Source organism: Photobacterium sp. GB-36 (assembly GCF_003026135.1).
Classification (GTDB): Bacteria; Pseudomonadota; Gammaproteobacteria; order Enterobacterales; family Vibrionaceae; genus Photobacterium.
Genome location: NZ_PYNY01000013.1, coordinates 45,139 through 69,370, shown reverse-complemented (window position 1 = coordinate 69,370; position 24,232 = coordinate 45,139). Strand labels below are relative to the sequence as shown.

28 protein-coding genes are annotated in these 24,232 nt (G+C 38.5%); 9 read left to right on the top strand and 19 right to left on the bottom strand.

What is annotated here, in order from left to right; translation table 11 throughout:
• Positions 1-8 precede the first annotated feature (8 nt).
• The 3 genes from C9J46_RS13065 to C9J46_RS13055 all read left to right on the top strand — a co-directional run bounded on the left by C9J46_RS13065 (position 9) and on the right by C9J46_RS13055 (position 1,654).
• Positions 9-266 (top strand): YnbE family lipoprotein, encoded by a 258-nt coding sequence (locus C9J46_RS13065; protein ID WP_107287872.1) that lies wholly within the window; start codon positions 9-11, stop codon positions 264-266.
• Complete coding sequence (locus tag C9J46_RS13060; protein WP_107291009.1) at positions 247-588, top strand: YdbL family protein; 342 nt, start codon at positions 247-249, stop codon at positions 586-588. Before C9J46_RS13065 ends, C9J46_RS13060 begins: the two co-directional genes overlap by 20 nt.
• A gap of 115 nt (positions 589-703) precedes the next feature.
• On the top strand, positions 704-1,654 hold the full coding sequence (locus C9J46_RS13055) for a YeiH family protein (protein ID WP_107247435.1): 951 nt from the start codon (positions 704-706) through the stop codon (positions 1,652-1,654).
• 80 nt (positions 1,655-1,734) lie between these two features.
• Here the strand turns inward: C9J46_RS13055 and C9J46_RS13050 are convergent, their stop codons facing one another.
• From C9J46_RS13050 to C9J46_RS13025, 6 genes are all read right to left on the bottom strand, one after another.
• A complete protein-coding gene (locus tag C9J46_RS13050) occupies positions 1,735-2,340 on the bottom strand; it encodes a sugar O-acetyltransferase (protein WP_107287874.1) in 606 nt (201 codons plus the stop codon).
• A 159-nt stretch (positions 2,341-2,499) separates the two neighbouring features.
• Positions 2,500-3,342, bottom strand: a complete 843-nt coding sequence (locus C9J46_RS13045; RefSeq protein WP_107207902.1) for a tetratricopeptide repeat protein — start codon at positions 3,340-3,342, stop codon at positions 2,500-2,502.
• A gap of 256 nt (positions 3,343-3,598) precedes the next feature.
• The gene (locus C9J46_RS13040) at positions 3,599-3,829 is read right to left on the bottom strand and encodes a hypothetical protein (RefSeq protein ID WP_107207901.1); all 231 of its coding nucleotides are present in this window, start codon (positions 3,827-3,829) and stop codon (positions 3,599-3,601) included.
• 176 nt (positions 3,830-4,005) lie between these two features.
• Positions 4,006-5,376, bottom strand: a complete 1,371-nt coding sequence (locus tag C9J46_RS13035) for a histidine-type phosphatase (RefSeq protein ID WP_107291008.1) — start codon at positions 5,374-5,376, stop codon at positions 4,006-4,008.
• Positions 5,377-5,487: 111 nt separating this feature from the next.
• On the bottom strand, positions 5,488-6,798 hold the full coding sequence (locus tag C9J46_RS13030; RefSeq protein ID WP_107291007.1) for a Y-family DNA polymerase: 1,311 nt from the start codon (positions 6,796-6,798) through the stop codon (positions 5,488-5,490).
• 13 nt (positions 6,799-6,811) lie between these two features.
• Positions 6,812-7,192 (bottom strand): LexA family transcriptional regulator, encoded by a 381-nt coding sequence (locus C9J46_RS13025; RefSeq protein WP_107207896.1) that lies wholly within the window; start codon positions 7,190-7,192, stop codon positions 6,812-6,814.
• A gap of 306 nt (positions 7,193-7,498) precedes the next feature.
• Here C9J46_RS13025 and C9J46_RS13020 point away from each other — a divergent pair, with 306 nt between their 5' ends.
• Complete coding sequence (locus tag C9J46_RS13020) at positions 7,499-8,050, top strand: SPOR domain-containing protein (protein WP_107207894.1); 552 nt, start codon at positions 7,499-7,501, stop codon at positions 8,048-8,050.
• Positions 8,051-8,173: 123 nt separating this feature from the next.
• Here C9J46_RS13020 and C9J46_RS13015 read toward each other — a convergent pair whose 3' ends face one another.
• The gene (locus C9J46_RS13015; protein ID WP_105062160.1) at positions 8,174-9,514 is read right to left on the bottom strand and encodes a DEAD/DEAH box helicase; all 1,341 of its coding nucleotides are present in this window, start codon (positions 9,512-9,514) and stop codon (positions 8,174-8,176) included.
• Between the two features lie 223 nt (positions 9,515-9,737).
• On the opposite strand from C9J46_RS13015, the gene C9J46_RS13010 reads away from it, so the two are divergent.
• Positions 9,738-10,337, top strand: a complete 600-nt coding sequence (locus tag C9J46_RS13010) for a DUF2238 domain-containing protein (RefSeq protein WP_107207893.1) — start codon at positions 9,738-9,740, stop codon at positions 10,335-10,337.
• A 93-nt stretch (positions 10,338-10,430) separates the two neighbouring features.
• Here the strand turns inward: C9J46_RS13010 and galE are convergent, their stop codons facing one another.
• Positions 10,431-11,450 carry a UDP-glucose 4-epimerase GalE gene (gene galE / locus C9J46_RS13005; protein WP_107287877.1) on the bottom strand — a complete coding sequence of 340 codons (1,020 nt, stop codon included), beginning with the start codon at positions 11,448-11,450 and terminating at the stop codon, positions 10,431-10,433.
• A 271-nt stretch (positions 11,451-11,721) separates the two neighbouring features.
• Between galE and C9J46_RS13000 the strand changes: the two genes are divergently transcribed.
• From C9J46_RS13000 to C9J46_RS12985, 4 genes are all read left to right on the top strand, one after another.
• On the top strand, positions 11,722-12,645 hold the full coding sequence (locus tag C9J46_RS13000; protein ID WP_107207889.1) for an alpha/beta fold hydrolase: 924 nt from the start codon (positions 11,722-11,724) through the stop codon (positions 12,643-12,645).
• Between the two features lie 235 nt (positions 12,646-12,880).
• On the top strand, positions 12,881-13,933 hold the full coding sequence (locus tag C9J46_RS12995) for a GGDEF domain-containing protein (RefSeq protein WP_107207887.1): 1,053 nt from the start codon (positions 12,881-12,883) through the stop codon (positions 13,931-13,933).
• Between the two features lie 12 nt (positions 13,934-13,945).
• A complete protein-coding gene (locus C9J46_RS12990; RefSeq protein ID WP_107261287.1) occupies positions 13,946-14,461 on the top strand; it encodes an NUDIX hydrolase in 516 nt (171 codons plus the stop codon).
• A gap of 120 nt (positions 14,462-14,581) precedes the next feature.
• Positions 14,582-15,136 (top strand): manganese efflux pump, encoded by a 555-nt coding sequence (locus C9J46_RS12985; RefSeq protein ID WP_107291006.1) that lies wholly within the window; start codon positions 14,582-14,584, stop codon positions 15,134-15,136.
• A gap of 179 nt (positions 15,137-15,315) precedes the next feature.
• On the opposite strand, the gene C9J46_RS12980 is transcribed toward C9J46_RS12985, so the two are convergent.
• The 11 genes from C9J46_RS12980 to C9J46_RS12930 form a co-directional block, all read right to left on the bottom strand.
• Complete coding sequence (locus C9J46_RS12980) at positions 15,316-16,230, bottom strand: metal ABC transporter solute-binding protein, Zn/Mn family (RefSeq protein ID WP_199190634.1); 915 nt, start codon at positions 16,228-16,230, stop codon at positions 15,316-15,318.
• 12 nt (positions 16,231-16,242) lie between these two features.
• Positions 16,243-17,118: a metal ABC transporter permease gene (locus C9J46_RS12975; RefSeq protein WP_045082039.1), complete on the bottom strand. Its 876-nt coding sequence runs from the start codon at positions 17,116-17,118 to the stop codon at positions 16,243-16,245.
• On the bottom strand, positions 17,118-17,876 hold the full coding sequence (locus tag C9J46_RS12970) for a metal ABC transporter ATP-binding protein (protein ID WP_107291005.1): 759 nt from the start codon (positions 17,874-17,876) through the stop codon (positions 17,118-17,120). Before C9J46_RS12970 ends, C9J46_RS12975 begins: the two co-directional genes overlap by 1 nt.
• Positions 17,873-18,781 (bottom strand): metal ABC transporter solute-binding protein, Zn/Mn family, encoded by a 909-nt coding sequence (locus C9J46_RS12965; protein WP_107207881.1) that lies wholly within the window; start codon positions 18,779-18,781, stop codon positions 17,873-17,875. Before C9J46_RS12965 ends, C9J46_RS12970 begins: the two co-directional genes overlap by 4 nt.
• 57 nt (positions 18,782-18,838) lie before the next feature.
• Positions 18,839-19,426 carry a hypothetical protein gene (locus C9J46_RS12960; protein WP_107247444.1) on the bottom strand — a complete coding sequence of 196 codons (588 nt, stop codon included), beginning with the start codon at positions 19,424-19,426 and terminating at the stop codon, positions 18,839-18,841.
• Positions 19,423-19,740, bottom strand: a complete 318-nt coding sequence (locus tag C9J46_RS12955; protein WP_199187125.1) for a hypothetical protein — start codon at positions 19,738-19,740, stop codon at positions 19,423-19,425. The genes C9J46_RS12960 and C9J46_RS12955 overlap by 4 nt, the downstream gene beginning before the upstream one ends.
• Positions 19,741-19,830: 90 nt before the next feature.
• Positions 19,831-20,661 carry a DUF4198 domain-containing protein gene (locus tag C9J46_RS12950; RefSeq protein ID WP_107291004.1) on the bottom strand — a complete coding sequence of 277 codons (831 nt, stop codon included), beginning with the start codon at positions 20,659-20,661 and terminating at the stop codon, positions 19,831-19,833.
• Positions 20,662-20,674: 13 nt separating this feature from the next.
• A complete protein-coding gene (locus C9J46_RS12945) occupies positions 20,675-21,199 on the bottom strand; it encodes a DUF2271 domain-containing protein (protein WP_005365370.1) in 525 nt (174 codons plus the stop codon).
• Between the two features lie 17 nt (positions 21,200-21,216).
• Complete coding sequence (locus C9J46_RS12940; RefSeq protein WP_107291003.1) at positions 21,217-21,846, bottom strand: PepSY-associated TM helix domain-containing protein; 630 nt, start codon at positions 21,844-21,846, stop codon at positions 21,217-21,219.
• A 262-nt stretch (positions 21,847-22,108) separates the two neighbouring features.
• Positions 22,109-22,684, bottom strand: a complete 576-nt coding sequence (locus tag C9J46_RS12935) for an RNA polymerase sigma factor (RefSeq protein ID WP_107247449.1) — start codon at positions 22,682-22,684, stop codon at positions 22,109-22,111.
• A gap of 145 nt (positions 22,685-22,829) precedes the next feature.
• A complete protein-coding gene (locus C9J46_RS12930; RefSeq protein WP_107247450.1) occupies positions 22,830-24,008 on the bottom strand; it encodes a hypothetical protein in 1,179 nt (392 codons plus the stop codon).
• Positions 24,009-24,232 lie beyond the last annotated feature (224 nt).

The window sequence follows — 24,232 nt, the reverse complement described above, 5'->3', positions numbered from 1 at the left end:
TACCAGATATGATTACCTATAACAAACATTGCCAAAATCAAGACAATAAGAGTCGCTCTGATGGTCATTTTTCAGCAGTAAAAGCCGCTTTTCTGCTATTAGGCCTTTCGAGTATTATTGTAATCAGTGGCTGTACACCAAAGGTTGAGGTTGCACTTTCAGAAAAGCCGATCGTTATTAACCTTAACATCAATATTAAGCATGAAATCAATGTGAAAGCCGATCGTGAAATTAATGAGCTATTCAATGACAAAGATATATTTTAAATTCGTTCTGAGTGTACTTAGTGGGCTATTGCTATTGTCGTCAGTGGCTCATGCATTAACGTTACAACAAGCTAAACAGCACGGACTGATTGGTGAGGCAAATAATGGGTATGTGGCCAGTGTACAACCTACTCCTTCACCGTCTTTACGTGCCTTAATTGATTCCGTGAATAGCAAACGCCAACAAGGCTACTTGCATATCAGCAAAAAAAATAATCTATCATTAGATGAAGTGAGTAGCATGGCACAAGAAAAAGCGGTAGAGAAAACTTTACCGGGACAGTATTTTCAAACTAAAACGGGGGATTGGGTTAAAAAATAAACCCTTACTTATGTTAAGTTTTTCTTAACCCCACACTCAGTCTATTTAACTCTAAACTGTTCAGTATTCAGCGTATAATATTTTTAATTATAATTATATTTTTATCGCTATTACTATGCCCATCATTGATAACCTCAAACGTCTACGACCAATAGACGCGATATTTATTTGTACTGCGTTATTATGTTTACTGCCTATTATCAGTTCGCCAATCGCTTTAATCCTTGGTTTTCTTCTTGCCAGTTTTGGTTTAGTCCCTTCACAATTTAATATCGCTGCCCTAACCAAAAAACTTTTATCTTATTCCATTATAGGTTTGGGCTTTGGTATCCATTTAAATGAGGCAATTGAAGCCAGTAAAGCTGGATTAGGTTTAATCATTTGCTCTATTTTCTTTACGCTACTTCTAGGCTGGATTGCTACTCACTTTTTATCACTAGATAAGAAAACCGGTCATTTAATTGCCTCTGGTACTGCAATTTGTGGTGGTAGCGCTATTGCAGCGGTTTCCCCTGCTATTAATGCAAAAGATGAGCAAACATCACTTGCCTTAGCAACGGTATTTGTCTTAAACGCTGTCGCACTGTTTGTATTCCCGGCTATTGGTCATTTATTGGACATGAGCCAGCACGCTTTCGGAACATGGGCAGCGATTGCCATTCACGACACTTCATCTGTTGTCGGTGCAGCTGGTTCTTACGGGGATGAAGCCTTAAAAACAGCAACAACGTTAAAGTTAGCGCGTGCATTATGGATCATCCCTGTCGCTTTTATCAGTGCTTTAATTTTTAAAGGGAACAGCAAGAAAATCGCGGTACCTTACTTTATCGTTTTATATTGTGTTGCTATTTTAATTGCGCACTTTTTACCGCAATTTCAATCTGTTTACGATGTGATATTTACAGCTTCGAAACGTTTGCTGGTGGTGTGTCTATTCTTAATCGGCTCTGGGATCACTGTTAATAAGCTGAGAAATGCGGGTCCAAAACCGATGTTATTAGGTGTGCTACTCTGGCTTGCTATTGGTATATCCTCATTAATATATATCGAAATGTTTATCCCTTAACTTTTCGCTATTGTCTAAACAAAGAGCCAGACTATATGTCTGGCTCTTTGTTTTTATACGCTGGTTAGCAGCCTTGAGTATTACATTTCCATAATTGGACGCCACATCTCTTCTAATTCTTCTTCTGATGGTATAGCACTATGCTCGATTTTTTTTACTACTCGACAGGGATTACCTACAGCAACAGAGTCTGCAGGAATATCTTTCGTTACAATACTACCTGCACCAATGACACTTCTATCACCAATAGTAACCCCGTCTAATATTATGGCTCCGGCTCCTATCCATACATTATCACCAATAGTGATAGGATTAGCAGCGGCAATAGGTAAGACTCTTTCAGCAATATCTAATGGATGACCTGCTGTACTAATAACCACATTCGGTCCAATTTGAACGAACTCTCCAAGCATCACTGGAGCAATATCTAAAATTTTAACGCCTGCATTAAGAAAACCACCACGTTTGAAATGTATATTCTTTCCCATATCACAATAAAATGGCGGAAGAATAGTAACGCCATTTACCGAACCCAATAACTCAGACAGGATGCGATGATATTTTTCGTCTTCTGATGGTCGAGCATGGTTAAAGTCATACAGCTTTTCTTTAACACTTTGCTGAAATTGGACAAGTTCTGGGTTGATGGGTAAATGTACGGAGAAATCTGATAGTTTGCTGCTCATCCTTGCCTCTAATACCAATAGACATTTCAATATAATAAATAAAGTATCTGATGGCGCGGCTATTTTATATAACAAGAAACACGGATAAATAAAAAAGCGGCTATCATTTTGCCGCTTCGTGATAGAGATCTTAATTAAAAAGGATAAATACAATTTTGTTTATTCAGGTGAATATAACAACAAGTCAAAACGGCCGTTACCATGAAGAATATCAAGATCAGGCTCATCCGCAATTAAATCACGAATAGATGGGCTTGCAATAATCGCACGCTCTAGATCTTCAATCGCTTGCTCTTCAATCCCTAATCGAGAATAAGCACAAGCACGCTGATAAAGTGCAGGACCATTGGTGTCATCTACCTCCAACACTCGATTACATAAGCTCAGCGCCCAATGGTATTCCTTAATTTCCATTGCCGCATCTGCTTTATAGGTTAACGCTTCAAGATCACCGGGGCGAATAAGTAAAATTTCGTCATACACGCCAATACGTTGTTCTGGTGTTTGAGAACTTTGCGCACGTAACCAAAGGTTATGAATTTCGTTAATTTTCTCAATTTCTTTATTATTTTCACTAATAATGCGTGTTTTACGTTTTAAATCTCGTTCAAGCGCCAAGAACTTCTTCTCATATTCTTGGGCAATCTTCTCTAATCGTTTATCCGCCATTTCAGTGGTGTTACTTTTGAACTCACGAAGAGACTGCCAGCCAACAAAAGCGATAAGAGATGCGACACCTGCAATAATGTAGAAAAAGTAAGTGACGGTGACATTCGCATAATTTAATGACTTATCGGCAACTGATAATTCGCGATCGGTAATTTCTATCACCATTCGACGTTCAAGATCTTGCTGTGATTCACGTAAATCTTTCAATTCATCAAGAATATAACGTTCCATGAACGGCTTTTCTAACATGTCCGTTTCTGAGTATTTTTTTTCACTTGCCTGTACAGAAAAACAGAGAAGTAGAGAAACTAATAGCCCTATAAGCAAGCGCATAAGTATTCCTTTTACATAGGTAAACAGTACAACTTCTGAAACCATAGCAAATGGAGGGACTAAATAGCAAAAAGTGAAGGTAAATTGCTGAAAAATAGGTATATAAGCAGTTTAATAGAAATATATCGAATAATTAATCATCACTTTCTAGTTTTGTAATGATTGAAATAAGACCATTTACTCTTCTAAAATGTAAATCCCCTATTAAAAAACTAAATAGAAGTTATCAATAAATCAACATTACGAACTCACAGTATTATGGTTCAATTTCAACCCGATCAGATCTAGATACAGTTTGAATTGCGTGATGTTTACTCTCATCAACTTTAAGCCATACCACTGTAATAAGAATAACAAAGGCGATTAAATCGCAAATTGCACTGATTAATCCTGATGTCATTAGCGAAGCAACTATTAGCCCAATCGCAATCAATGCCGCTGTAATTCTAAGCTTTTTATCATTATTTTTATCTAACCATTTTTTCATACTTCACTCCTATCTGCTGATTAATAGTAATAGAGTGATGAAGGTTGAAAAATATCGATTGAGTATTTGATAGAGTAAAATAGTCTATCAAATACTCGTTATTAAATGTGAGTATTAAAAAGCAAACATACTATTTGGCTCTTACGATACAGATAGAGCATCAACTCGGTTAGCGATTATTGCTTATAGCAACGCTTTAATTCACTAAAGCGATAGAAATAGCTCCCAGCCTCAATAGGGTGACATGATGATTTAAAGCCAATTTCTTTCTCGTTATAAAGCATTTTCACAAGCAAATCATCAGCTTCACCACGATACACATCCCACTGAATATTACTGCTATAAGGTGCTACCCATTTACCGTGCCAATCATTGTTGTCGTAGCTAAAGGTCGTTTGAGGATCAACACCCTCTTCACTACCTTTCAATTGCATATTGGCAGCAAAAGGCATGATAGTTTCAGCATGGGCAAAACGTACCTTTAGTGCCGCCTGCTCATTACCTTGTTTAATTTTTTCGATTTCATTGAAAAAGTCATCAACCAATACCGATGCCATCTTGTAAGTAATATCAGTATTGTTAAAGCTTGGGCCTTTTTCATAAAAATCTTCACCATCTAATACATAGCTTAACCATTGAGTTTCTTCTGGAGTAAAGAATTGCTCAAAGTGCCAAGGCTCTTCACCTGCTTCTTGTGCCATACCTGGCGCAATTAAGTAGAGGTTAAACAAATGTATTACTGCATCGACTTCATTTTCTGCCAATAACTCATCAGGCTCTTCTGTTGAATAAAACTTCAGTTCACCATTTACTATTTGTTGTACAAACTCAGGACTATAGAGACTTTCTAATACTGCTTGTGCTACTTGATGAGATTTCTCGCTATCGAATAAACGATCAATAGCCGCTCTTAATGCAGCGTCGTGATCAACATAGTCATTGTATTCTTTGTTTTCTTTATGGAAATACAACTGCGCTTTGTTAACTTTTGGTTCTAACAGTAAATCGGCGAGATCTTGGTTATTTTCTGTCAAACCTTCAGTAAAAGCATTGGCACTTGCCAGTGCGCGATCTTTACCTGAATATTCCACCACAACATGACGTTGATTTTCTATTGCTTGATCAACCAAAGAATGATTGCGCTGTGCTGCACGCTTACCAATCGCCACCAACTCATCATGGCCTAAACCAGATAAATTACCGTAACCTAACGCTTCGTTAGCTGCAGTCATACGTTCGATTTCAGCACCGAGCTTTTCACCTAATGGAGTAAGCGCACCTTGCTTTTGTGCCTCACGCCAAATTTGCATTGAAATATCGTCATATTTAAAACTGGAAAGTGCACGGGAGCCATGACGAGAGACCAACTCAGAATAAACTAACTCATAACCTTGCGGTGCTTGTTGGTAACTACCGCGTTTCTGCTGTGGCGCATAAGTTGTTTTTGTACCAAATTGATACTCAGTAACGGGATCGGGTTTATCATCTGAATGACAAGCTGTGATCCCGATAACGCCCAGAGCACAACACAAAGCAAGATAACGCATATAAAACCTTAATATTCGTGTAAAAACGCGAGATTAAGCGAGTTATGTGACAACTTATCTTCATTTAGGTCAGGCTTTTGTCAACTTAAAACTATTCGCCGCGACAGAGGTTTAACATTTCGCAATCGGTAATTCATCAAGTCGTGTAGTCCACCGATTAGAACGATGTGCTTGCTTCATATGCCAGTTGGAAGTTGCAATAACAGAGGCGGGTTTAATTCCATTTTTAAACTTCGCATTCATCATATCTGTGATTGCCATTAACTCTCGACGTTTAGCTTCATCATAGGCACTGGTATCAAACATATCTAATTGAAAACTATTGTTTTCAGCTGGCGTCAGTTCATCTAATATCACACCAACTTTTTGATACTCATAGCCTTCTTTATAGAGCTGTTTTAGCTGCTGTATTGCGGATTCAATAAACTTATAGTTATCTTGGCTTGGGCACATAAGTGCCACTGCGCTACTACGGTTTCGCTGTGGGAGTTGTTTATAGCGATTAGTACGTAAGAACACACCAACAATATTGGCTTGGCTTCTTTGTTTTCGTAGTTTTTCTCCCGCTCGTTGACAATGAAAAGCCAAAGCAGATTTTAACTCTTCAAACTCGGTAATGCCTTGCCCAAAACTTCGACTCGATAAAATTTGTTTTCGGGTTTCATCAATATCCCCAGGCGCAATGCACGCGACACCTTGCAATTCCATTATTGTTCGTGCAAGAACGACATTCCATACTCGCCGCATTTCTGGCGCGCTCTTTTGAGATAGTTGTAATGCATTATCAATACCTAATGTACGTAACTTCGTTGCCGTTTTTGCCCCTATTCCCCAAATATTTTGAATATCTGTACGGGCTAATAACCATTCTCTTTTATAATCACTGTCAATTTGAATGACACCATTCACCTGTCGCTCATACACTTTGGCTGCATGATTGCCCAATTTAGCCAAGGTTGCTGTAGCACCAATCCCTACACGAACAGGTAATCCAATATTTTTATAAATAGTGTCTTTAATTTCGCGACCATAATCTTGCAATTGTTCTAACTTAAAACCATCAAGACGAACAAAGGCTTCATCTATTGAATATTGTTCAACACACGGAGAAAATTTAGATAGCTCTTCAATAAAACGACGACTCATATCGGCATATAAGTTGTAATTTGAACTACGTACCTGAACGCCTTTCATACGGACATCTCGTTCAACTTTAAACCATGGCGCACCACGTTGAATGCCCAGTGCTTTCGCTTGATCAGAAAGAGCGACACAACAACCATCGTTATTTGAAAGTACCACTAAGGGCTTATTCACTAACGTTGGATCAAACAACTGTTCACAAGAACAATAGAAACTCTTGGCGTCTACCAATGCCCACACTTGATCGTGTTTACCTGTAATAATTTCAGATATTGTCATTTCAAATACAGCATTAAAGTAAATTGTGAATATTACGGGTCACGACACCAAAAATTTCAGCATCTTGAGGTAGAGGAAATGATTTCATGGCTGGATTTTCTGCTTTTAACCACCAAGCATCATTTAAACGAATTAAACGTTTACAGGTAAATTCATCATATATGCGTGCAATAACTATTCGCCCAGGGATCACCTTTTCAGCCCGATCAACCACCAGCAAATCACCATCAAAAATTCCAGCGCCAATCATGGACTCACCGGATGCACGCAAAAAGAAAGTCGCATTAGGATGGCGGATCAAATACTCATCAAGATCTAAACTCTCTTGATGTCCATCAGCGGGAGATGGAAAACCACACATCACTGATTCAATAAAATACGGATATGCTGTCATTAAACAGACCAAAAACACTACTGTACATTTATACAGTTTAATACGATTGGTACTGTAAGGTCACTTTTTTTATTGTTTTTTCTCTTACTGCAAAAATCCATTATTCATGAAACATATTAAAAACTAGTAAATCAGTATTTTAATCGAATGAAAAATCATCAAACAGCGTTTTTTATACTATTTTAATGCGGAGAATATACCTTTATTGGATACAATGAATCAAATAAATTCCGATACTGAATATTGACGCCTATTTCTAGGCTTTCGTCGATATAGTATCTACTCTCAAAGATTATGGAGACACATATGACGTTGCTGACTCGTAAGGCAGTTACTCTTTTAGGCCTATTAGCTTTATCTGGTTGTGCATCTTCTGACAGCCCATGCGATTCAGGTTACCTTATGCCATCAAAAATTGATGGTGCTAATTTTCAGTGTGAAAAACCAACTCATACAGTCGTTCCTGAAACAACAGTAACGCCACCGCCAGTGATTGATAGCGATTATATCAACAACAATAATGCGCACCTTGAAGATGAGACATCAATGACTAACGACCAAGCATTTGGTGATATTTCTCCTTCTCGTTACACAGTACAAATCTTAGCACTAAGTGAAGAGCGTAATTTACGTGGTTACCTACAGCCAATTACAGGTAATGAGCCAATCTGGGTTAACTGGAAACATGTCGACGGCCGTAACTGGTACGCTGTCATTTATGGTAACTTTGCAACAAAAGATGAAGCTCGCCAAGCTATTCACAGTCTACCTGCATCTGTTCAAGCACAAGGACCATTCCCATTAAGCTTTGCCAAGGTGAAAGCTGACAAAGAAGGTCAGGTATACCAACTACGTTAATCAACCTTTGATTACGCAATAAAAAACCAGCACTTAGGCTGGTTTTTTATCGTCTATATTTTTTAACAGAAATAAAAAACCAGAGTCATACTCTGGCTTTTTTGCAGTGATTAAATAGAGAGCTTATTCGCCATCTTTACTCACGTCTGTATTGCGCTTTTTCTTCGGCATAAATACGTCGTTACCCACCGCTTGGTTTTCGTAAAAACGTTTATCCACTTTCTTCTTAGCACGTGGAGCTTGCTGCTTCTGAGCAACCACTTTATCGCCTGTTGGTTTCTTCTTAATAAACTTCTTCTTAGGCGCAGGTTTCAACCCTTTAAACTTACCTTCTAACCCTTCGATAGTGGTAAATTCAATCTTCTGCTTTAAGAATGCTTCAACGTTTTTAAAGCTCTTCCAGTCTTTAGGGCCAACCAGTGATACAGCATCACCTTTGTTACCCGCACGACCTGTACGACCTACACGGTGGACATATTCTTCCGCGTGTTTAGGCATATCGAAGTTAATGACCAGTGATACGTTATCAATATCTAAACCACGAGAAGCAATATCCGTTGTAACAAGGATCTTATGACATGTGCGCTCAAATTGGCTCATGATGCTATTACGTTGGTTCTGGTTTAAGCTGCCACTTAATGCAACGGCTTTTAGCTTGCGCTCGTTTAGTTCAGCGGTTAAACGATCAGTATCAGCACGGGTTGCAGTAAAGATGATAACTTGTTTGTAATCTTGGGTTTCTAAGATTTTATCCAGTAACGCTTGTTTATGATCTAAGTGATCACAAAGAATAAAGCGTTGTGTAATATCTTTATGCTCTTCTGCTGAGTGGCCAATCGAAATACGCTTCGGGTTATCAAGCATTTCAGATGCAATTTCTACGACATCTGAATGGTCTAACGTTGCAGAGAACATTAAGGTTTGACGACGACGGTGGTTAGCCGCTTCGTTAATACGACGAAGTTGTGCTTCAAAACCTAAATCAAGCATACGGTCTGCTTCATCAAGGATTAGCATTTCTAAACCGTCAAGGTGCGTACTACGGTGCTCTAGGTGATCAGCTAAACGACCCGGTGTTGCAACAACAAACATAGGGTCATTACGAAGTGCTTTAACTTGATCATTAAAGTTTTCACCACCAACAATCAAGGTACCGTCATAAGGTGTACCTGCATTTAATGTACGTAATTGCGCAAAAACCTGTTTAGCCAATTCACGCGTTGGTGTCAGGATCAATACTCGAGGATCACGGCGTGTAAACGGCTTACTACGATACATACGTTGCATTGCAGGAAGCAAAAACGCCAATGTTTTACCGGAACCCGTTTTCGATGAGGCTAAGATATCTTTGCCTGCGATAGCAACAGGAATAGCTGTTTGCTGAATTTCGGTTGCTCGATCAAACGCCAAATGATTGATTTTTTTCAGTAGGCGTGGGTCTAATCCAAGATCTTTAAAATGCAAAATGACGCTCCGGTAAAAACAACTCTTTGGATAGAGTTTACAGTTAACTATGATGAATATCACAATAACGTGAAAAACATTAGCCGTTGATTATAACACAAGTTCTGATTAAGAAAGCATATTTACCTTTTTCATTTTCTCATAAAGCGGCAGATAAAAGCGAATTGGAAAGCAATGAGCATTTAGTCTAATCTAGCGAAGATTTATTCAATAAGGATGTATGATGTCAGAAAATAAATTCCCATTATGGTTAGCCGTTTCCTATACCCTCTTTTTCATCATTTTAGGAATAAACCCTGCTTTTAGAGAAGTATGGATAGCAGAAGCCATTCCGCTGATTATTATTTTTGGAATACTCATTTTCACTTTCCGTTACTATCGTTTTAGTAACCTTGCTTACGCTTTAATGGCAGTATGGTTAGTACTACACAATATCGGCGCTCACTATACCTTTGCGAATGTCCCATTTGATTGGTTTAATGATTTAATTGGTTCCCGACGTAATAATTTTGATCGTCTTGCCCACTTTTCAATTGGCTTTTATGCTTTCCCTATCGCTGAATATTTAGTGAGAAAAGACCATTGTAAGCCGCTTATTGCCGGTTTATTTGGTTTATTTGCTGTCATGGCGATTGCTGCTGGTTATGAGATCATTGAATGGTGGTACGCTGCAAGTGCTGGTGGTGAAGCAGGCATTGAATTCTTAGGCTCTCAAGGAGATATTTGGGATGCTCAGAAAGATATGTTAGCTGACACCTTAGGTGCCGTGTTTAGTTTGATCTTATTCTTTATTTTTAAAACCTATAAGCAAACCGAAGGTTAAAACATCTGCTGTTAAATGCTCATATCAAAAAGGCGCTCACTTCAATATAAAGTGAGCGCCTTTTGATTATTCGTAATTCAGTGCTAACGCTAATTATTCAGAGTCTGGATAACCATTTGGGTTAGTCGACTGCCAGCGCCAAGTATCTTGTGTCATATCATCTAAGGTTAATTTCGCTTCCCAATGTAACTCTGCTTTTGCTTTTGCAGGATCGGCCCAACATTCAGCAATATCACCAGGACGACGCGCTGCAATGCGGTAAGCCACTTCCACACCTGAAGCATTAGAGAATGCATCAACCATTTGCAGTACGCTGTTACCTTTACCTGTACCTAAGTTATAAATGTGTAAACCTGCTTCAGAGCCTTTATGGTTCAGTGCTGCTAAGTGACCATCAGCAAGATCAACGACATGAATGTAATCACGAACGCCAGTGCCATCAATCGTTGGATAGTCATTGCCAAACACAGATAGGAATTCACGGCGGCCAACTGCAACTTGAGAAATAAATGGCATCAAGTTATTCGGGATACCTTGTGGATCTTCACCCATAGTGCCTGATTTGTGCGAACCAACAGGATTAAAGTAACGCAGTAACGTAATGCTCATTTCTGGATGAGCGTGTTGAATATCGGCCAAACACTCTTCAACCATTAACTTACTACGGCCATAAGGGTTGGTCGCACTGGTTGGAAAGTCTTCTGTAATTGGTACAGAAGCGGGATCGCCATAAACCGTTGCTGATGAACTAAAGATCAATGCATTCACACCAGCCGCACGCATAGCTTCAACAAGCACTAATGTGCCATGAACATTATTATCGTAGTATTCAAGAGGCTTCTCTACTGACTCACCCACTGCTTTTAAACCCGCAAAATGGATAACAGCATCAATTTCATTTTCAGCGAAAACTTTATCTAAAAAAGCACGATCGCGAATATCCCCTTGATAAAAAGTAGGTTTAACGCCAGTTAGGTTTTCAATACGACCCAATACTGTTTCTTTACTGTTATACAAATTATCGACAATAATTGGTGTCATACCTGCTTCAATCATTTGTACACAAGTATGACTGCCGATATATCCCATGCCACCAGTAACTAAAACACGCATAGTGTCTCCTAATCCTTAAAATAGAGGCTATCACATTCATACAAAGCTATATTAAGCCGTCATATTAAATGGATAATCAATCAGTTGACAATAATTATCGTGATTCATCACCATAGTTTCAAGTCAGTTATGCTTAATATTACCATCGAACGCACTTAATCTTTATTATCTATGTTTACAATTACAAACAATATCTTCAGTTTTAATGACTTGCACCGCTGTTATAAAACACCGTATTATTATGCAGTGCTTTTTTAACTATCGAGTCACTATGAAACGTTTATTTCCTATAACTATGATGGTATGCAGCTTGCTACCTCTTCTCAATGGCTGTGAAGTGGTTCAATGGAAAACCGATCATGATCAAACCGTACTACATGATGATGGTTTTACTAAACATTCCCTTGCATTAAAAGAAGGCGGAACGCTGACTTACTGGGAAGGTGGACAAGGTGAACCTTTATTATTATTGCACGGTTTTGGCGGAACAGCTGCGGCAACATGGAAAGCTGAAATGCTTGAGTTAAGCAAACATTATCGTGTTATCGCGCCTGATTTATTGTGGTTTGGTGAATCAAAAAGTAAAGCAGAAGCACGTTTAGCGACCCAAACTCAAGCAATATGGCAACTTGTTGATCACTTAAAACTACAAAAAATCAATGTTGCTGGTATCTCTTACGGCGGTTTTATTACTTACGATATGATGACGACACCAGAGAGGATCAATAAAGCCATTATCATTGCTAGCCCAGGCCCGCTTTTTAGCGATAATGACTTAGCTGATTTGGTTAAACGTGCCAATGTGAATACACCAGAAGCGTTATTTGTGCCGAATGGTGCTGACGGTATTCGCCGTTTATACGACAATGTTTTTGTGAAAAAAAAGCCAATGCCGGATTTTGTTGCAGAGCAAATCTATCAAGGCTATTTTTCACAATGGAAGCCAGAACGTACCAGTTTGATCCAAACACTGCCATTAGATCGTGATCGAATTCAGCAATTCGATCCTACTCATTTGCCGAAACTCATGCTCATTTGGGGTGAAAAAGATAAGATATTTCCATTATCTAATGGCATCAAACTCAGCAAATATACTCAAGCACCCATCGTGGTTATCCCAAATACTGCACACGGTGTGACTAATGAGCAACCCCACCTCACATCTGAACTGATTAATAACTTTTTACAACAATAAATCAGTGAGCAGTAGTAAATAAGAGGGAAGATACATTCTTCCCTCATTATCACTGGCTTCTTACGTTATTAACACGTTAGACAAAATAAATCATCGTTTCTATTCTTTATTGTTCTTGATAAAACTCGTTACATTAAATTTCAAAAAAAATTAGACATAGAGTAAAACGCTGCTATTCTCGCACAGTGCACAACATGCTGTATTCTTTCATTCTGTGCGAAGGCGTTTCCAACTTATGACGACATTAATCAAAAGCAATCAACTCCACCCCACCAATTTTGCTTATATCGAACTTAGCGAAAAAACACTTAAAAAACAGCTCGCATTACTTTTCCCTTTTTCTGGCGCTATTTGTGCTGTCATCGCATTTACTTATTTTGTTTCTGATGCTGAGTTTTATTTCACGCTTGTCGGTATCGTTGGCATGTTCCTTTGTTATAGCCTTGCTCTCCTCAACCGCTCTATTTTTTCAGCGAAAGTCTTATTCTGGATATTCTTGATTGCGACAACCTTAGTCTGTGCTAGTGGGTTTTATTTTGAAGGTGCACGCCACATCAGTAACACAATTGGATTAACCATTCCTCTGTTGTGTTTTTTCGCTTTAAGGATAAAAACAGCAGCATGGTATAGCACTCTATTTGGTTTTATCTATATCGTTCTGAGTATTTCTGAAATTTCCAATAAACACTTACAAATATCATCGGCATTACAAAACATCAGTGCTTATTCAATAATTTTTGTGATGGCATTTTTACTTTCTCGCCATCGCTATGATGCCATTATGCAAGTTAAACGTACCACAACGCATGACTACTTAACTGGGCTTCTAAGCCGTGAAGGCTTCATCCCTCTTTATCTTAATGAGTCATCTCGTTGTAAACGCTATCGTCGTGATATATCGATGCTACTCATTGATATCGATAATCTTCGCGACATTAACGATCGATACGGACTCGATGTGGGTGATAAAGCTATTATGATGCTGGCAAAATGCATGAAAGAGACTTGTAATGCCGATGTTCAAATTGCACGATTAAGTTGCCAAGAATTTTGTATTCTTATACCTAATGCAGATCTCCAAAAAGCAGAGTTTATAGCCATTGCATTACGCAATGAGGTCGCTAAATGGACTTTAGAGTTAGAATCTGGTCATAAAATTAATATGACGATCAGTGTTGGTATAACCACCGTTGAACATCAAGATTTTAGATATGACTACATTAAAGCAGAGAGTGCATTGATGCGTGCGAAACGTTGGGGATATAATCAAATAGCAACCAATGAATAAAGGTGCTAAAGCATGTCTTCTAAAATACTGTGCCAATGGAAATGTTTTTCAGTTGAAGAACAAGCGCACGTACTGCCGAATAATAAACAAGTAACATTTACATCAATTAAGCATCCTGGGGCTGTGGTCATTATTCCTATTAATAGCCAAGGACATCTTATTTTAGTAAACCAATATCGTCCTGCAATTAAACAATGGATTTTGGAATTTCCAGCTGGAACAATAGAGCCTGATGAAGATATTTTTCTTTGTGCGAAAAGAGAGCTCGCTGAAGAAACCAATTTAAAAGCAGAAAGCTGGCAATCATTAGGCGAATTACTACCAGTACCTAGCTTTTGCGATGAGATCCAACACCTTTTCGTTGCAACAGATCTCACCCCAACAATTGGTCAGCTTGATGATGATGAGATTATCGAAGTAGTTACCCTTTCGGTCACTGAACTCGAGCAAAAAATTGTAAAAAATGAAGTTAAAGATAACAAAACCCTGTCTGCTTTTCTTAAAGCACGTTTAGCTGGTCTCCTATAATATTTTGCGCTGAAAAGATTTCAGCGTAAAAAACCATATATGGAAAATAACTACCCATACATACTGATCGTAGTTCTCACAGTAAAAGATTATAAAGAATGCTTTTTGAAGTGATAGTTCATGTCTTTCCTACTCGCATTACTATTTACCTTATCCTCTAACCTCGATAATTTTGTCATAGGTTTAACATATGGAGTTAAAAGTGTAGATATTCCTCTTTCATCGAATATCATCATTTCATTTATTACCACTTTCATTACCTATTTATCCATGCTGTTTGGTCAACTGATCACTCACCTTGTTCCTCACAAATTTTCGAATGAATTAGGTTCAATCATTTTTATTCTAATGGGCGCTTGGTTTATTGGTTCAAATTTTGTTAAAAAACAACAAATAGAACAAGAGAAACCCCGTGACCTAAGCATCAAAGGTGCGGTTATATTAGGTTTTTTACTTTCAATTAATAATATTGGAGTGGGTATTCTCGGTAGTATTACTCATCTAAATATCATGTTAGTTGTAGCATTAACCTTTATTACTGGTGTTGGATTAACCTATGCCGGTAATAATTTAGGCAATTATGTTATTGGTAAAGTGATTGGTAAATATAACGACATCATTTCTGGCACATTGCTTATTGGGTTAGGTGTACTATCTTTGCTTTTCACGTTCTAACCAATAAAAAAGCCCAGTACTAAACTGGGCAAAGCAGTGCTAATTATATTCTTGTATAATACAGATTGAATAAGTAGCGACTACGTCATAAGCTGTGGACGCTTAGACTAGTTGAGTATTGCAATTAATCACTACATTTTATTTACAAATAAATGAATAAATAGCGATAATATCCTAGTTTATAGTTTTACTTCCCAGCGTTGTAGTGGCTGTTTGGTATCAATACCGCCACGTCCCCAACGATCAAGGCTATCAATCACGATAACTTTGGTACCAGTAGAAACGAATGCTTTCATATTTTGACTTAACGCTTTAGTTGTCAAAATAGTTAGTGAAGGATCTTCTTTTAACACTCGACTTAACTGCGCTTTATCGGCATCTGTCCATTCCAATTCAGGCTTCGTCATACGCTCAACAACAAATAGCTGATTACCTGATGCAAAATCTTCTAGCTCTGCAGAGAGTAAGACAACAGCATTAACATCGGCTTGCATAAGAGTGTCTTGTTGACGATTAATCAACTTACGAACATCTATCATTAAAGCTTGTTGATTTTTTTCAATTTGCTGGGCTTTTTCAGGCCATAAACGCTGGAGGTCATCGCTTACAATTGCTGCCATACGCGTTAAGTTAGTTGGGTTTAACCATGCATATAACGATGTAGTGCCATCAGGTAAACGTAATGCAGCAACACCTTGTGCGCGTGGCGAAATTGCTTGAGAGGCATCAATTTCAACAATATTAATATTGCCCTCACGAGCATGAATAAAGAGCGGATCATTCGGCCAAATGGCGCCTAACGTAATCACAGCTTTTGCAGTTTTACTTGCGTTTGAAGCAACATCCCCCCCCTTTGTTGAAAACCAGTTAGGTAAACGCGTTACACCGTAGCGTTTAGGAGGCAAATACTCTGTCGTGATCCCTGTCTCTTTAGTCAGCTCTGTCGCTAACATATAAGTCACAGGCGTTGCTGTTAAAATGTCTTTGGCGTAAACAACACTTGTTGGCAATAAAACGGCAGCACTTAAACAGGCACCGAATAACACAGTTTGCGTTTTGCGCATGGAGATAGAAAATTTATTCAACAAAAACATGTGGTTTCCTGATTAACTTTTACGAATAATGCGGTACATCGTTGCTGACATGAAAAAGATAGCAGAAACAATAATAATCGCAGCGCCTGATGGAACTGGAAGTTTTAATTCCATTGGCAATACCGTACCAATAACACAACTTATTGTGGCTAGTAGAGCCGACAATAAAACAAAACTGCCCATATTCTTGGTTAATAACCGCGCCGTTGCGCCAGGGATCAATAGCAACGCCCCAACCAACACTGCTCCAACAATTTTCACAGATGCAATCGTGACCAGCGTTATCATCATCACAAAGAGGTAATCGTAAAAATTGGTTTTGTAGCCCCGAACTCGCGCAATATCAGGACTAATACAGGTTAATAAAATCCGATTAAACGTCGGTATTAAGAGCAGTACAATTAAGGCACAACTGATCGCAAGAACAATCAAATCTTGATCTGTTACCGTTAGGATTGAACCAAACAAGACGTTTTCTAACATGTGAATATTGATCTTACGTGCTACATACATCAACAATGCAGCACCAACCGCTAATGCTAACGCGAGGAAAACACCGACTAATGTGTCGTAAGGTACATTGGTTCGATTTCGCACGAAATGCAGCAATAAAGCAAAAATCATGCAGAAGCTAAATAAACCAATGAATGGATTTTCTGGCGGCTCGCCTAACAATACACCTAAGGCAATACCCGTTAGAGCGGCGTGACCGACAGCTTCAGAAAAAAAAGCTAAACGTTTAGCTATCACTAAGGTACCTAAACCACCTAAAAGAGGCCCAAGCAACAGTGCCGCTACGATTGCATTAACCATAAAGGCATAAGAGAAACTGTCACTTAACCAACCAGCATCAACACCGAGTTGTGCCCAATGTCTTAATAGTTCCATTACGCCACCTCTGATTGATTAGACGCAGAGACTGCTGGCTGTGAATAATGATTAAACAAACGTTCAATCTTCTCTGGTACCAATACTTGACTATGATCACCGCTATCAACTAACACACGATTGACCACATGAACTTGCGCTTCTAAACGTCGAACCGCTGTCACATCATGATGAACCGCTAATACAGTTTTACCTTGGTTAACAAATTCATGGATAAGCGATTCTAAATAACGCACACCCTGCTCATCCATACCCGTCGTTGGCTCATCAAGTACCAGTAAATCAGGATTATCTAATAGTGCTTGAGCAAACAACACACGCTGCTGTTCACCGCCAGATAATTGCCCCATACGACGATCTGCACGATTCGCCATACCGACACGATCAAGTTGCGTTAATGCGATTTGTTTATCTTTCTGACGTTGGCACCAAAACAAAGGTGAACGGGTTTGATTTAATAAGATAAAATCCATCACGGTTAACGGTAGACTTTGTTCAAACATTGCTTTTTGTGGCACATAACCAATCGTACCAGCTTTACCGTTATTAACTGATTCATCCCATAAAATATCAATTTGCCCACGAAACGGTGTTAAGCCTAAAATAGAACGTAGCAATGATGTTTTACCGCCACCATTAGGTCCCATGACCACATGGCATTGTCCACCGTCAAATTGATGAGTGATTTCAGATAAAATCTGATTAGGACCGTATTGAAGGTTAACGTTAGTTAACTGAATGCTAGGGCCGATGATCATGCTTGATCCTTATTTGCAGCAAACTTGATTGCTTCAACTAATGTGGCAAGGTTTTCTTTCATCTCAAGTTCAACTTTCTTACCGTCATAGTCTCCATGTGTCATGTGAGAAAAACGGTATAACTGGACACCTGTTGCCTTTTCAATGGTATCGACATAACGATTAGGCATGTTTAATTCATAAAACAAAACGTCAATGCCTGATTGTTTAATTTTCTCAATGGTTTCTTGTAGTTGGCTTGCACTTGGTTCTACACCATGCGCAGGTTCAATCACCGCAGCAACATCAACACCAAACTCTTGCAATAAGTAACCATACGCATTGTGCGTTGTCGCAACTTTCATTCCCGCTGTATCTAAATCCCCCAGCGTTAACATTGCATCACGCTTCATTAAACGAAACTGTTTGGCATAATCACGGGCATTTTTTCGATATTCAGCGGCGTTGTCAGGATCAATTTTCGCTAATGCATTAGCAATGGTATAAACCTTCTGAATCGTGGTAGATAATCCAACAAACGTATGGGGATTCACAGCGCCATTACCAACCGACTGTCCCATCGCAGGCAACAGTGGCACATCATTATTAGCTTCAATGACAATCAAATCATCACGATCTGCTGCTTGAATAACTTTCAACGCAAAATCATCGTGACCAATACCATTAACCACAATGATATCCATCTCTTTTAGACGTTTAAGATCATTAGGTTGAGGTAAATAGTTATGGGGATTAAAACCTGCATCAACCAATGGCAAAATTTCTGCTTTATCACCAACAACCGCTTTTACATAACTGTAATAAGGCTGCAAAGTAATACCAATGGTCTTTTTATCAGCAGCAAAGCTATTCATACTCACAAGCAATGCTATGGCAGTAAGGCTAGATTTAATTAATTTATTCATTGTTATCTAAATCTCGGTACAGTAAAGATTAACGGCAAGAAAACCAAAGCGCCGTTATTAGTGATTGTGTGATCCGTTGTTATTAGGAGAATCGTTAAACACAATTTGCGTCCAACCATTATTGATTAAATGTTTGCCATCAAAATCGCGTAATGTATTGGCATCAAGTAAGCTCACATTATCGTTCATCGCGAGCCAAATATCGGGAGACGCTGAATGACTATTAAGCACTATCGACATCGCGCCTTTATCATCCGACCTCACACCTTGATAGATAGCATCAGTTATCAGTGCCCACTGATGACGACCTTTTCGCTCCCAACTTTTATCTGTCACAAAAGGAGCAATCCAAAACTCTTGAAGCTCAGAGATTTGTGGCCATTGACCAACAGCAGCACTTAACTGGCTATCTTGATATAAGTTACGGATTTCTTCATGAGCAAGCCGTAATTCCGCAATCATAGCGATTTCTTCAGCGGCTAAATCAGTAATTGAAATTTGATGCGAAAGCAGTGCCGATTTGGGTTGCTTGGTTTGGTGATAAGGAAGTAAAACAAAAGACACCAACAAGATTAATCCAATACATAAGGCGACCCACTTGCCTTCTCGATCTCCATTATCAGAGCGAACAGTTTGACGGATCATTTTTCTTTTATCTCAACAACATCGACTTCAACAGGATTCTCATGTCCAGCATCAAAAACCAAATAAAAGTCAGTATCAGGCTTGGTGAACTCAGCGATTGAGCGCTTATCTGTCATGCCTTTCGCGATTAAGTTATCGTCGTAATCAAACATATCAACGTTGTATTCCACTGCGGTACTGCCATCACTATAACCGGCTTCACACAACACTTTATCGGCTTCAAACCAACAACTCATTAGTGGAAAATGAGCAAATGCTGCCGTTGAAAAAGTCCCTAAACAAAGTAAAGATGCCGCAATAATGGATGATTTCATTGTCATAAAAACCTCAAACAAGCCCAAAGACAGGCTTAAAGAATGCAGAGATCAAGGCGTGATGGATTCACGCCTTAACCAGAAGTTGTATTACTGAAGTAAGGTTTCAAAAGTTAAGTGAACATTGACGTTTGCACGGTCGTACATAGGATCGTTTTCAACCATACCTTTATAATTTGACTTCATTAGGTAACGCCCCGCCACTTCTGGAGTGAAGGTGATCTTGCCGTCTTTATCACTTACCACATCAATTTGCTCTTGGTGGTTACGGTACAGCGTTCCTTCACGTGTAATGTCCGCCGTTACTCCTGCTTGCGGTTTGCCATTAAAGAAAAATTGGAAGGTTACTGGCTCGCCTTCAACAATGTCCGATGGGTGTGTAACAGGTACCATTTCAAGATATTTACCTGTCAGTTCCATCGCTTTAGTTGATGGTTTCCCAACAGTCACATAACTTTCTGCACGGGTATAACTCACCTGAGTGACAACGTCACGCGACTTTTCCGGGAGTATTGTCATACGATCCGCTTTATTCGCTTCCATACGTTTTTCAGTATCACGACGTCCCGCTTTGTAGAAAGTGTAGTATCTAGGTGTCTGATTAATTTGTACTTTATGAGTACCTTCTTCTTCAAAGAAGAAATCAAAAATCGCACGACGTTTACCACGAATGGTGAAATTTGGGTAAGCAATACGCCCATCAGGCATAACAACTTGTGTCGTTTCAATGCTTGCTGGCTTATCAAAAACAAATGTTCCGTGTGACGCTGTCACATCAAATGACAGCCAATCACCACCCTCTTTGGAAACAGTGAAATGTGAAGGTAATACCCAACGTGGGTGTGCTTGAGCGACAGATGCCACACCTAAACCCGCTGTCACTAGACATGCTAAAGATAGTGCTTTTAATTTATTATTCATGATGACAATTCACTTAGAGTTTGTAGTTAATCTTAATAGTGCCAGTTTCTTGTGTTGGTGCTAAAACATGGCTAACAGCACTTTCACCGAGCGTTAATTTCTGGCGTAAATAGTTACGTCCGCCATGTTCACGTACCACTTCAACGTAAAAGGTATAATCCCCTTGCTCTACACGGTTGCCTTTATCGTCTAAGCCATCCCATGAAAAACGGTATTCACCCACCGGACGTGTGGCAGATGTAACAGCATCAACAAGTTCTCGGTCATAACGCCCCACTTTGCGCCACCAGCTACGTAAATCTTTCAACCATTCGTCTTTACCGACCCAAAGCTGCATCGTTCTTACGGGTTTACGTTCACTGTTTTCAATCCACACTGCGACATAAGGACGGGCATACATTGAGGTTTCAATTTTAGGTAAACTTAATTCAACATCTAACTGAGCGGTTTCTGGCAAAGGTGCCGCCCATGCCGTTGATAAAGGTGCCAGCAGTAACGTTGCCAGTACGGTCTTTTTTAATTTATTTTTAATGGTCATCGTTAACCTGCTAAATATTATGGAACAAATACAATGTAGATAATGGCGGTAACAACTGAGCCGAAACTCATCCACTTCATTGATGTATTAAGTGTTTTCTTTTTCGGTAGTAGCAAACACACACCCGTTAACACAAAACAGATCATCAAAGCCGCAGTAATATCAATAAACCACTTCCAAACCTCGCCACTATTACGACCTTTATGAAGGTCGTTAAGTAGCGCAATAACACCATAATTGGTGATTTCAATATTCGCTTGTGCGGTTGTCATATCAATAAAGACCACAGCGTTATAACCAGGGCCTTTGTAATCTAATGAGATCTCGCCTTCGACTAATTCGTCACCCTCTAGATCGGTAAAGATCTCAATACCAGAAGCCGTACCACGCACATCGGTATGTTTAGAGAGATAACTGATCAAAGCCGATTTGTTAGGTACAAACGGACCTTGTTCAGACGAAAGCGATGAAGTAGGTATGGTAATTTTTTGCTCTGTCACACTGGGTGTATCAGATACAAACAACTCAGGACGATTTAAAGTAATGCCAGTAATGGCAAAAAATAAAACAATCAATAACAACGCCATTGAAATGTAAATATGAAGACGACGTGCCCACAATTGGACATTTTTTTGCTTTAACACCATAGTAAAAAACTAGCTACCTACCTAGAATGGCAGTAATTTAATTGATAATCGTTCTTATTGGCATTCAATTTACATTGTTTACGTTAGTCAGTGGAGGACATTATGAAGGGAGTAATAAAACGCCAATCAAAACATATAACCAGTTGAATAAAAACAAAAAAGCCAATCAAACAAAGGTTCAACTGGCTTTTACTGCAACGTCTTTACGGTTTACGAACTCAACATCTTACTGCTGCTAAATCCATTAGGCGTTTTAATAAAACTAAATAGATATTGTTCTGATATTTTTTCTAAACAGAATGCCATGAAGTAACTTTAGCGCACGATATAGGCGCATTTTACAAGCACTAATTGTTATACATAAAATATCACTAATTTCTAATAATGTTAGATCCTGATAAAATCGTAAATCAATAATTTCTTTTTCACTGTAAGATAATTCATCGAGCAATATATCCATATCAATTTTATCATCTATATTGACCTGACTATAATGACTTACTGGCTCAATATTATTTATCGAAATGTTTTTTTTATTATATCTCATCTTTTTTGCTAAGTGAGAATAACAAACATTATCTGCAATTGTATAAATCCATGTTCTAAAAACACCTTGATGACAATATTTTGGTAGTGCTTGGTAAATCCTTAATAAAACATCCTGAACAACATCATCAATACTGCCACTATCATTTAATCTATATCTACATCTTGAATATAAAGATTGCCAATAATATTTCATTAACAATGAAAATATTTCATTCCTTTTTAATCTATTATTTTGAAAAACATAAAGTAAATCGCTTTCATTTGACAAACCATTATTTAATATATTCATTAGCATATCCGTATAGTAATTTTATATTATTTCAATGACAAAAAAATCATGTTAATCGCAATACATATTTACTATATGCAAAAAAAAACACAGACTTGTCTTATAAAAAAGAAAGTCTGTGTTTTAGCGTTTAGAACTTAATTTATTACTTAAGACGGTACGTTAAGCCAAAGTGGAACGTTGTATCGATATCATCATTTCGATTAGTGTTTGTTGTTCCATCATAGTCAATATTATCTTCAGTTTTAGACAAGCCGCCAGTTACAGATAAACTAATAAAATTAGAAACATAGTAACGGAATGTTGAACGTAAACTATTGGTCATCAAATCTTCTGATTTATCACTTGAAGCATAAGTGAGTAACCATGCGTTCTCCCAATCAATATTGTCACGCAGCTCATACGTTAAAAACATTGTATTGGTTGCGTTAAAGCCATTATTACCATCATCCAAAATGGCGGTTAAAATTGCTTCGTTTGAAAATTGGGTTTGGTTATTAATTGGATAATGGTATTCCGCTCCCACTTCAAGCGCTGGTTTGCTATCTGAACCATCATAGTTAGTCAATACCGCACCAGCACCAGCTCTGACTAGCCAGCCATATTTACGGGTTGAAATGCGCTCATTCATCAATACATCGTAAGAGTTTATTGCACCGCGTGCGCTCAGTTTATCACCTAATGCTTTACCAATATCTTCAACCCAATATTCGGCATAATCAGCAGAGCCATAACGGCTGCGATAAGCTGCTTCTCTTGCTATAACTTGTGCCACATTTTGATAGGTTTCTCGGCTAACATTTCCTCTTAATAAACCATGTTCTTGAAGAGATTGAACGACACGGATCGCTTTTGCCATTGGAGTTGCATTTACCACTCGCCCATAACCTAAACCTGCCGTTAACTTAGTAAAGGGATCTTTCATATCAGTCTGGGCACCAACTTCTGCTTTCCCATACCAAAAGAAATCACTTTTCTTAGGGCTAAAGTACATATCATTGGTTAGCGCAGATAAAGCTTGGTAATTTTCTTTACGTTCATCATTACTATTCGGGCCTTGACTGATGTTTGTATCACCGACGAACTCAATTCGCGTATTACGATTTGCCGAGGAAAATACACGATCATAATTTGCACTTACAACAGCGTTATAACTGGCTTGATCTTGATTTCCATCTCGTAAATCAAATTGCGCATCTAAATATGCATCCTCATACGCTGATGTCGCTTCATCATAATCAAACATGCTAATTTGTTCAGCCAAGGTGACTGAAGATAACAGCATACCAACCGCAGCAGACACCGCAGTAATTGTTGATTTCATGATACTACTCCTTTAATTGTTACTTTGTTTTTATTTATATTCAGTCCATGGCAATGCCCGGCTGTATTTACACAAACTCAGCAACAACTAAAAAAGTCACAATAAATTTTATTAATTTTTTACTTTCTCAAATATAAGAAATACGCATTGGGATAGATAATATGAATTAGAATTTAAACATGACGAAATTAATAACATTTAAGTATTGCTATTAATGATAACTA

Coding starts and splice junctions, on each gene's coding strand:
- C9J46_RS13065 (WP_107287872.1), top strand. CDS start 9: ATGATTACCTATAACAAACATTGCCAAAATCAAGACAATAAGAGTCGC.
- C9J46_RS13060 (WP_107291009.1), top strand. CDS start 247: ATGACAAAGATATATTTTAAATTCGTTCTGAGTGTACTTAGTGGGCTA.
- C9J46_RS13055 (WP_107247435.1), top strand. CDS start 704: ATGCCCATCATTGATAACCTCAAACGTCTACGACCAATAGACGCGATA.
- C9J46_RS13050 (WP_107287874.1), bottom strand. CDS start 2,340: ATGAGCAGCAAACTATCAGATTTCTCCGTACATTTACCCATCAACCCA.
- C9J46_RS13045 (WP_107207902.1), bottom strand. CDS start 3,342: ATGCGCTTGCTTATAGGGCTATTAGTTTCTCTACTTCTCTGTTTTTCT.
- C9J46_RS13040 (WP_107207901.1), bottom strand. CDS start 3,829: ATGAAAAAATGGTTAGATAAAAATAATGATAAAAAGCTTAGAATTACA.
- C9J46_RS13035 (WP_107291008.1), bottom strand. CDS start 5,376: ATGCGTTATCTTGCTTTGTGTTGTGCTCTGGGCGTTATCGGGATCACA.
- C9J46_RS13030 (WP_107291007.1), bottom strand. CDS start 6,798: ATGACAATATCTGAAATTATTACAGGTAAACACGATCAAGTGTGGGCA.
- C9J46_RS13025 (WP_107207896.1), bottom strand. CDS start 7,192: ATGACAGCATATCCGTATTTTATTGAATCAGTGATGTGTGGTTTTCCA.
- C9J46_RS13020 (WP_107207894.1), top strand. CDS start 7,499: ATGACGTTGCTGACTCGTAAGGCAGTTACTCTTTTAGGCCTATTAGCT.
- C9J46_RS13010 (WP_107207893.1), top strand. CDS start 9,738: ATGTCAGAAAATAAATTCCCATTATGGTTAGCCGTTTCCTATACCCTC.
- galE (WP_107287877.1), bottom strand. CDS start 11,450: ATGCGTGTTTTAGTTACTGGTGGCATGGGATATATCGGCAGTCATACT.
- C9J46_RS13000 (WP_107207889.1), top strand. CDS start 11,722: ATGAAACGTTTATTTCCTATAACTATGATGGTATGCAGCTTGCTACCT.
- C9J46_RS12995 (WP_107207887.1), top strand. CDS start 12,881: ATGACGACATTAATCAAAAGCAATCAACTCCACCCCACCAATTTTGCT.
- C9J46_RS12990 (WP_107261287.1), top strand. CDS start 13,946: ATGTCTTCTAAAATACTGTGCCAATGGAAATGTTTTTCAGTTGAAGAA.
- C9J46_RS12985 (WP_107291006.1), top strand. CDS start 14,582: ATGTCTTTCCTACTCGCATTACTATTTACCTTATCCTCTAACCTCGAT.
- C9J46_RS12980 (WP_199190634.1), bottom strand. CDS start 16,230: ATGTTTTTGTTGAATAAATTTTCTATCTCCATGCGCAAAACGCAAACT.
- C9J46_RS12975 (WP_045082039.1), bottom strand. CDS start 17,118: ATGGAACTATTAAGACATTGGGCACAACTCGGTGTTGATGCTGGTTGG.
- C9J46_RS12970 (WP_107291005.1), bottom strand. CDS start 17,876: ATGATCATCGGCCCTAGCATTCAGTTAACTAACGTTAACCTTCAATAC.
- C9J46_RS12965 (WP_107207881.1), bottom strand. CDS start 18,781: ATGAATAAATTAATTAAATCTAGCCTTACTGCCATAGCATTGCTTGTG.
- C9J46_RS12960 (WP_107247444.1), bottom strand. CDS start 19,426: ATGATCCGTCAAACTGTTCGCTCTGATAATGGAGATCGAGAAGGCAAG.
- C9J46_RS12955 (WP_199187125.1), bottom strand. CDS start 19,740: ATGAAATCATCCATTATTGCGGCATCTTTACTTTGTTTAGGGACTTTT.
- C9J46_RS12950 (WP_107291004.1), bottom strand. CDS start 20,661: ATGAATAATAAATTAAAAGCACTATCTTTAGCATGTCTAGTGACAGCG.
- C9J46_RS12945 (WP_005365370.1), bottom strand. CDS start 21,199: ATGACCATTAAAAATAAATTAAAAAAGACCGTACTGGCAACGTTACTG.
- C9J46_RS12940 (WP_107291003.1), bottom strand. CDS start 21,846: ATGGTGTTAAAGCAAAAAAATGTCCAATTGTGGGCACGTCGTCTTCAT.
- C9J46_RS12935 (WP_107247449.1), bottom strand. CDS start 22,684: ATGAATATATTAAATAATGGTTTGTCAAATGAAAGCGATTTACTTTAT.
- C9J46_RS12930 (WP_107247450.1), bottom strand. CDS start 24,008: ATGAAATCAACAATTACTGCGGTGTCTGCTGCGGTTGGTATGCTGTTA.